This window comes from Streptomyces sp. NRRL S-31 (assembly GCF_000718775.1).
Lineage (GTDB): Bacteria > Actinomycetota > Actinomycetes > Streptomycetales > Streptomycetaceae > Streptomyces.
In genome coordinates, this window is the sequence record NZ_JOCB01000169.1 from 1 (window position 1) to 7,839 (window position 7,839).

Annotated in this window: 8 protein-coding genes; 2 read left to right on the forward strand and 6 right to left on the reverse strand. The window is 70.5% G+C overall.

All coding sequences use genetic code 11. The features are described 5' to 3' along the window. Positions 1–465: ABC transporter ATP-binding protein (locus IF37_RS0137410; RefSeq protein WP_030753809.1), on the forward strand; the 465-nt coding region annotated here is incomplete at its 5' end. 257 nt (positions 466–722) lie between these two features. Continuing rightward, positions 723–1,574: a methyltransferase domain-containing protein gene (locus IF37_RS0137415; protein WP_030753812.1), complete on the forward strand. Its 852-nt coding sequence runs from the start codon at positions 723–725 to the stop codon at positions 1,572–1,574. A 119-nt stretch (positions 1,575–1,693) separates the two neighbouring features. Here the strand turns inward: IF37_RS0137415 and IF37_RS0137420 are convergent, their stop codons facing one another. From IF37_RS0137420 to IF37_RS0137445, 6 genes are all read right to left on the reverse strand, one after another. Continuing rightward, complete coding sequence (locus tag IF37_RS0137420) at positions 1,694–2,968, reverse strand: VanZ family protein (RefSeq protein WP_030753815.1); 1,275 nt, start codon at positions 2,966–2,968, stop codon at positions 1,694–1,696. Positions 2,969–3,063: 95 nt separating this feature from the next. Beyond that, positions 3,064–3,471, reverse strand: coding sequence for a hypothetical protein (locus tag IF37_RS0137425; RefSeq protein WP_158727456.1), 408 nt, complete (start codon positions 3,469–3,471; stop codon positions 3,064–3,066). Positions 3,472–3,588: 117 nt separating this feature from the next. Continuing rightward, positions 3,589–5,064 carry a glycosyltransferase family 39 protein gene (locus tag IF37_RS0137430; RefSeq protein ID WP_052845586.1) on the reverse strand — a complete coding sequence of 492 codons (1,476 nt, stop codon included), beginning with the start codon at positions 5,062–5,064 and terminating at the stop codon, positions 3,589–3,591. A gap of 167 nt (positions 5,065–5,231) precedes the next feature. Next, positions 5,232–5,972, reverse strand: coding sequence for a trans-aconitate 2-methyltransferase (locus tag IF37_RS0137435; RefSeq protein ID WP_030753822.1), 741 nt, complete (start codon positions 5,970–5,972; stop codon positions 5,232–5,234). A 247-nt stretch (positions 5,973–6,219) separates the two neighbouring features. Then, entirely contained in the window at positions 6,220–6,828 is a 609-nt protein-coding gene (locus IF37_RS0137440; protein WP_030753823.1) for a hypothetical protein, read from the reverse strand. A gap of 579 nt (positions 6,829–7,407) precedes the next feature. Further along, on the reverse strand, positions 7,408–7,839 hold a 432-nt coding region (locus IF37_RS0137445), incomplete at its 5' end, for an ABC transporter ATP-binding protein (RefSeq protein WP_030753825.1).

The window sequence follows — 7,839 nt, forward strand, 5'->3', positions numbered from 1 at the left end:
CAGCGGGAACTGGGCATCGCGTTCGTCTTCATCGCCCACGACCTGGCGATCGTGCGGCACTTCTCCCAGCGCGTCGCGGTCATGTACCTCGGCAAGATCATCGAAGTGGGGGACCGCGACTCCCTCTACACCCGCCCGCGCCACCCCTACACCCACGCCCTGCTCTCCGCCGTGCCGGAGGTGACCCTGACCGGGGAGGACGCGGCCCGGCGCGAACGCATCCGCCTCGCCGGCGACGTGCCGTCCCCCGTCTCCCCGCCCTCCGGCTGCCGCTTCCGCACCCGCTGCTGGAAGGCGCGGGACAGGTGCGCGAGCGAGGAGCCCCCGCTGGTCCGGCCGGCCGGAAACAGGGAGGGCCACCTGACCGCCTGCCACTTCCCGGAGGAACCGACGACCGAGGCCCGCGACCAGGACATCGTGCTGGACCCGGCACTGGCGGCCCTGGAGGAGGATCAGGCGGACTAGGGGGTGTCCCGGCTGTGGGGCTTGGGGGCTTCGCCGCTGCTCGTAGACTCACGGCGTGGCATTCATGAGCACCCCGCACTGCTGCTTCCTGTGATCGGAAGGCGTTGAGGGCGATGCCGGACGGCATCGCCCTCCTCGGTGTGCCTGCCGCCTGAACCGCGCTCCCCGCGCTGCCCGTACCTCGCTGGTCCGGTGGTGCTCCGAGCGCGCGCGTGCAGGCACGGTCCCTTCCCCTCACCCCGTGCCAGGAGTGCCTCGTGCCCGTGTCGCTTCCCCCTGCCCTCGAACTCTCCCTCGACCTGCTGCGCTGTCCGACGTGCCGGACGCGCCGACTGCACCCCGGCCGCGGCGCACTGCGCTGCCCGGCGGGCCACACCTTCGACATCGCCCGCCACGGCTACGCCGGCCTGCTGACGGGCGCCCGCGCCACCAGCGGAGACGACGCGGCCATGGTCCAGGCCCGGGACCGGTTCCTGTCCACCGGCGCCTACGCGCCCCTCCGCGAAGCCGCGGCCCGGCTGGCGGCGGGTGCCGCGTCCGACCGGGCCGCGGTCGTGGACGTGGGCTGCGGCACGGGTTACTACCTGGCCGGCATACTCGACCGGCTGCCCGGCGCCCGTGGCCTGGGACTGGACACCTCGGCACGCGCGCTGCGCTCGGCCGCCCGTGCCCACGACCGGGCCGCCGCGGTGGCCTGGGACGTCTTCCGGCCCTTCCCGCTGGCCGACCAGGTGGCCGACGTCGTGCTGGACGTGTTCGCCCCGCGCAACCCGGCCGAGTTCCACCGCGTACTGCGCCCGACCGGCCGGCTGATCGTGGTCCGCCCCACCGACCGGCACCTGGCCGAGCTGCGCGGCCGGCTGCCCGCGATGGTCACGGTCGACCCGGCCAAGGAGCAGCGCCTGCACCGGGCGTTGGGCCCCTTCTTCGAGGCCGTCGTCACCGAACAGGTGGAGTATTCCGTGACCCTGGCCGGGCCGGACGCCCTGGACCTGGTGGCGATGACGCCGAGCGCACGCCACCTGAGCCGCGCGGAGTCGAACGGTGACGGCGTGCTGCCCGGTCAGGTCACGGTCTCCGTGCTGGCCACCGCCTACCGGCCCCGGTGACCACGAGCGGACGCACGCCCCGCCGGCCGACCAGCGGTGGGCACGCCACGCCCCGCCTCCCCCACGCCACGGGGGAGGCGGGGCGGCCGTTCGCCGGCCGTCGTCACCGGGAGCCGCGTTCAGGAGCGGGCCAGGGCGTTCTGCGGGATCCGGCGACCGGTGACGGCGTCGATGAGCACATCACCGCTCTCGACACCCATCATCCACACGGGGCGCCACCCCTTCCCCTTCACCTTCTGGGCCAGGAGCAGCGCGCCCCGGACGGGGTGGCCCGTGTACTCGCGCGCGAGCCGCACCGCCTCGCCCTTCGCAACGGCACTCTCGGGCAGCTCGGGGTCCTTCACGGAGCGAGCGGTGAAGTGCATGATGCGTCCGCCCGAGGTCACCGTGACGTTCAGCCGCATGGGCATCATCAGCCCCTTGCTGTACCGGCGGTATACGAACATGTAGACCGCGCTGTCGCCTGTTCCGCTGACATGGACGGTTTGTTCGGCTCCCCGTACCTCGTCAGGGAACCAGCGCCGGACGAAACGGGTCGACACTTCCTGGGCCTGGTCCTGATTCAGGGAGCCGGTCTCGGCCCTGTTGTCCGTGGAGGCGGCTTCCGCCAGCTTCTTCTCGGGCCACCACCCGGTGATCTCACCCCGGTTGGTTCTCGCCGTGACCATTCCACTGTGTTTCTCGATGACGGTCTGCTTGACCCGCGTTCCCTTGCCGAAGACATATACGGCGGCCTCGGCGATCCATGTGTCCGCGCCCTCGACGGCCCGCTGGTCGGCTGCGAATTCCGGGCGCTCCGTCAGAGGAACGTAAGAAGTGACGGAGGAGCGAAAGGTGGCGACCAGTGCGACGGAGCCCGTGACGGCGACGGCCGCTCCCCAGAGCACATCACGCCTGACTCTCCTGGTGCCCTGCCCTGAACGCCACGACCAAACGGTTCCCGCCGCTGCTCCGAGCAGGGCCCCGGTCGTGTTGGCGACGATGTCCGTCGCACTGCACGAGCGCCCCGTCGACCCTTCCGCCTGGACGAGTTCGATCAGGCCGCTTCCGGCCGCCGCCGTCGCGATGGTGGTCAGGGGGCGCCGGAAGGCGAGAGTGGCGAAGAAGGGGGCCGGGATGAACAGGGCGATGTTCAGCAACGCGCTGGAGGAAGTGACCACCTGAGGAAGAGGTGGACTCAGATCGCACATCGCTCCGTCCCCGACGGGTCCACCGTCCGTCGGCAGCAAGGTCACGGCGAGGACGCCGGCGAGGCAGACGGCCAGCAGCACGCGCACGGTGATCGGTTTCCGGCGCGCACGCGCGATCAGCCCGGCCGGAACCGCCAGGAAGAAAGAGATCAAGCCGAACCAGAGGAGGAGTCCGGGAACGGCATGAAAGGACGCGTCGATCACGTGGGTGGCGGCCCTCTCACTGATGGGGAACGAGCATGAGAACGGGGAAGGAGTCCGCTGTGTCGGACTTCTTCCCCGTGGAACCGACGGATGGATCAGCAGAAGGTCATCGGCGGCGTGTAATACGTCCCCGTGGTCGCGTCCATCCGACCTGTCGCGGTGCAGTCCGGGGCGTACTTGGCTATGGACTGGGCGCCGAACGAATGTGAAACCTTCTGCCCCTTGGACACGGATTTCTCCGTGTCCTTGAAGACGGCCTCACTCGTCTCCATCTTGAGAGTGACGTGCACCTTGTGGCCGCCGGTCTTCTCGTACTGGGTGGCGCTGTAGAAGACACTCGAGTTGCCGCTGACGACGGAGCCGTTGCGCGCCTCGAAGCTCAGCTTGCCGTTGGACAGTTTGGTGCTGGTGGTGCCTCCGGTACCGGCGGAGGCCGCCGTGGTACTCCCGAGGACCAGCGCCGTGGATAAGGTGGCGACGGTCACGATACGGCTGATAGGCATGATGATTCCGACCCCCAAGATCATTGTCTGATCAAGCATGAGTCTCGTTGGTCAGGCAGTTTAGTCGAATACCCAACCCGGTTATGCCAATCGCTATTAGTGTGTCGATGATATGAATTACAGTCGGTTTTGGCGGTGGTGGGGTGGCGTGTCATGGCGCCGTTCGTACACCGTCACCCGCCGGCCGCGGACGCACCGGTCCGCCACCTGCGTGAAGTGCCGCCTCAGCACCTCCGCCTTCGCCCTGTCCCGTGCCGAGGACACCGGTGGTGCCACCTCCGGGGCGTCGGTGACCAGCAGGATCCGGCGCTGCGCCAGCATCGCGGCCCGTATCCGCGCCGGACCGGCCTCCTCGCCCCGCAGCGTGCCGGACTCCACGGGGTCCCGCACCAGCGCGACGTCCCGCAGGCCGGCGAACTCGGCGGGGGAGACCTGTGCGGTGTCGCGCCGGTCCGCGGGCAGGAAGACGACCGCGTCCCCGGCCCGCTTCAGGCTCCGCACGTGCCCCGCCACCGCCAGCACGTCGTCCACACGGCTGGCCGGGGACCGCTGGGCCAGCGACTGGGGCAACAGCGCCAGCACCGCCAGTACGGTCGCCACCGGTACGGTCCAGGGCGCGGCACGCGGCAGGCGCGGGCGCAGGGCCCGGTCCGCCGCCCCCAGCGCCGCGCCGATCAGCAGGGCCAGCCCCGCCATGCCGAAGAGGACGTACCGCTCCAGGAACAGCGGGTGGACCAGGGAGACGCCGAGCAGGGCGAGCTGGGGCACGGCCAGCAGCGGCAGCCCGACGGCCGCCACCGACAGCCGGCCCGCCCGCGGCCGGTCCAGCAGGGCCCCGAGGGCGCCGAGCGTCAGCAGCACGGCGGGGCCGATCAGCGTGTGCCAGGTCAGCGGCGGGATCCAGGCCACCTGGTGGGACTGGGTCCGGCTGAACAGGACCAGCGGCAGCGCCCCCAGGACCGCGGCCACCGCGGCCGCCGCCCAGCGCGCGCCCGCCGCCCGTCCGGCCCGCGCCCACACCAGGGTGACCAGGTGCGCGGGCAGGACGAGCAGCGACAGCCAGTTCAGCAGCGCGCACACCAGGACCGTGCTCCCGTACACCGCCCAGCGCCCGCCGCGACCGTCTCCCCGGAGCAGGGTGACGAGCAGCAGGGTGGAGATCGCGGTACCCGCGGCCACGAGCGCGTACGGGCGGCCGTCCTGGAGGGAGAACTGCACCGCGGGGAGCAGTCCGAAGGCCAGCCCCGCGCCCACCCCGGCCGGGGCGCCGGCCAGCCGGTGGCCGACGCGGGTGACACAGCCCGCCGCCACCGCCATGGCGAGGACGGAGGGCAGCCGCAGCGTCGTGGTGCTCGCTCCGAAGCAGCTGAACAGGGCGTGCATCAGCAGGTAGTAGAGCCCGTGCACGGCGTCGACCCGCTCCAGCAGGTGCCAGATCTCGGGGACGGAGCGCTGTGCCGCCATCCAGGTCGCGGCCTCGTCCCGCCAGACGCTCCGCTGCCGGGACAGCCCCCACAGGCCGAGGGCGACGGTCCACAGGACCGGGAGCAGCCAGACGGGCGGGCGGCGGCGGACGCGTCCGGGTAAGCACATGACGGGGCGGGAACCTCGGGGTGTGGGGTGCGGGTGAACGGGCGCGCGGGAAGCGGTGGTTCGGGGCCGCGACGCATGTCCCGAAAACCTACGCGCGCCCGTGATCAGCGACCAGTGCTCATGTTCATGATCACCATCACCCCCGGCACATGGAACCCGGAGCCCGCTCAGCCCCTCCGCGCCACCGTGATGATCTCCGGTGCCGTGGCGCTGAGCGGGCCCCGGCTCCAGTCGCCGTACTGTTCGGTCACCGTCAGGCCCGCCTCGGCGAGGAAGTCCTCCAGCGTGCCGGCGTCCAGGAAGCGCACCACGCCGTGGCTGACCCGGGGGGCGGGCCAGTGCGGGGCGGCGTAGGTCTCGGTGTAGTACACCCGGTCCCCGCGCGGTCCGTCGCCCTCCACCTCGTGCCAGACCCGCACGGGGGTGCCGTCGGCGGCGGCGGTGTGGAGGACGCGGTCCGGGGTCCAGCGTTCCCAGGGGCGGGCGTCCGGGTTGCGGGTCTCGAAGACGAACCGGCCGCCGTCCCGCAGGGCCGCGCGGACGGCGCGCAGACAGACCCGGACCTCCTCGTCCGTCAGCAGTTCCTGGAAGGCGTGCCCGGTCATGACCACGAGGTCGAACTCCGCCCGCCAGCGCCGCACTCGTACGTCGCCGAGCACCCACTCGATGTCGGGCCGGTCCCGGCGTGCCTGGACGAGCATGGCGGCGGCCGGATCGAGACCCATCAGCCGTCCCCGGTGCCCCTCGGACCGGGCCTGCCGCAGCAGCCGTCCGGAGCCGCACCCGATGTCCAGCACGGACCCGGCCTCCCGCAGCAGGCCGAGGTAGAAGTCGTCACCCGGCCCCCAGGGATTGAGACGGTCGTACAGAGAGGCAAGGGAGAGATCGGCAAATGCGTGAGCCACCACCGCGGCAGTGTGACACACGGCGCTGAACGCCGTGTTGGTTTCCGGCGATCCGCCTGGGGGTGCGACCCGGTGGTGGTCCGGAAGATTCGGCGCCCACATGGCAGAAGCCGGTCCGCACACCGTGCGGACCGGCCCTCAGCGAGATTCGGTGATCAGCGAGATTCGGTGACAGCAGCCGACTCGCTTGTCGTGTCGCTCATTCCGGCGACGGTGGAATTCTCAGGAGATCCCGAGAGGTGGCGCCGTCTCAGATGGTCGGGGTGTCGTCGACAACCGGCCGGTGAATCTCGATGACCGGCTTCCACCCCGCGGAGAACTCGATGAAGTCCGCGCGGGTGGGGTAGGTGTCGATCGCGCGACGGTCCCGCTTGGGGCTGTCGCCCCCCTTGCGTCCCCGGGGAACCTGCTCCTCGAAGATGTCGACCTTCACGTCGGGAACCTCCTTGAGGCCCTGGCGCCAGATCTGCACGATGTCGGCGCCGAACGCCTGCCGGGCCGCGGCGTAAAGGGCCGTGAGGGCCCCCTTGTCCCCACCGGGGACGAAAAGTGCCAGGTCCAGCACGACACCGGCGGACTGGAGGACCTCGATGGTCGCCGGGCCGTTCTCGTCGGCCACGTAGATCCCGGCTTCGTTCTCGTCGTCGGGAAGGCAGGAGACCTCTTCCTGGAATATGGTCCTCGCCGTGATCGAGCCGCCCTCGAAATCCTCACCGGACTTGGTCAGAAAAGCAGGGACATAGCAGTCGGGAAGCTTGAGTTCTGCCGTGTCGGCGGAAACGAAGAGCCTGTCCTTCACGCCGAGCTGCGTCACCTCTTCCAGCGAGAGGCGGCGAGCGGCGATCTTCTCCGTGTTCACGATGTGCCTTTCAGGTTGCACTGTCCCTCCGAACGAGGACGCTACCACGAAACCGGGAGGTCAACTGCCCAGCAATCTTTGGGTAAATGGCCTCCGAAGACCTGCACGGGAGGATGGCGAAGCGAGTGTCACTCGGCCGGGAACACGCATCGCCGGGTAGTGTCCCGCGTCATGGTGTGGGGGATCAACTGGCGGTTGCATTTCGGTGCGTTGGGTAGCGCGAGGAGCTAAAGGAGAGTTTGGGGTAGATATCACCCATATCCCCTTCGGGGAGGTGGTGGCGCTGTAAGGCGATCCATTCGTCGGGCATCTCGAAGAGCGCGGCGGAAACGCACTGGATGGTCCGACAACGCGACAACGGAGTCGGAACGGACGACGCACTACGTCGGAACGGACGACGCGCACCACGCCGAAGCCCTGGGTCCGAGGCGCCCGGTGCCGCGTGACTCCTCACAAGCAGCGAGGGCCCGCACACGGATGTGTGCGGGCCCTCGTCCCCTGGACCGGACGTTCAGGGCTCGGGTCAATGGGCCGGTGAAAGTCCGCTCCGCAAGGGGGCGGCTGACGGAAAGGGGTGTGTCAGGCCGCCGCCTCGGGGTCCTGGGCGTGGCGCGGCGCGGGGACGGTGTCCTTCGCCTCCGGGTAGTGGCAGGCCGTCAGGTGGCCGGCCTTGTTGCCCTCGGCCCGCACCAGCGGCGGCGCCTCCGTCGCGCACTTCTCGGTCGCCTTCCAGCAGCGGGTGCGGAAGTGGCAGCCGGAGGGCGGGTTGATCGGGGAGGGCACGTCACCGGTCAGGCGGATGCGCTCGCGCGGCTCCTCGTCCACCGTGGCCTCGGGCACGGCGGAGAGCAGGGCCCGGGTGTACGGGTGGCGCGGGTTCTCGTACAGGTCCTCGCGGTCGCCGATCTCGACGATCTTGCCGAGGTACATGACCGCGACGCGCTGGGAGAAGTGCCGCACGATCGCCAGGTCGTGGGCGATGAAGACGAACGCGATGCCCAGTTCCCGCTG

Bases quoted from the DNA above. Each gene is read 5' to 3' on its own strand.
- IF37_RS0137425 (WP_158727456.1), bottom strand. From the start codon at position 3,471: ATGCCTATCAGCCGTATCGTGACCGTCGCCACCTTATCCACGGCGCTG.
- IF37_RS0137430 (WP_052845586.1), bottom strand. From the start codon at position 5,064: ATGTGCTTACCCGGACGCGTCCGCCGCCGCCCGCCCGTCTGGCTGCTC.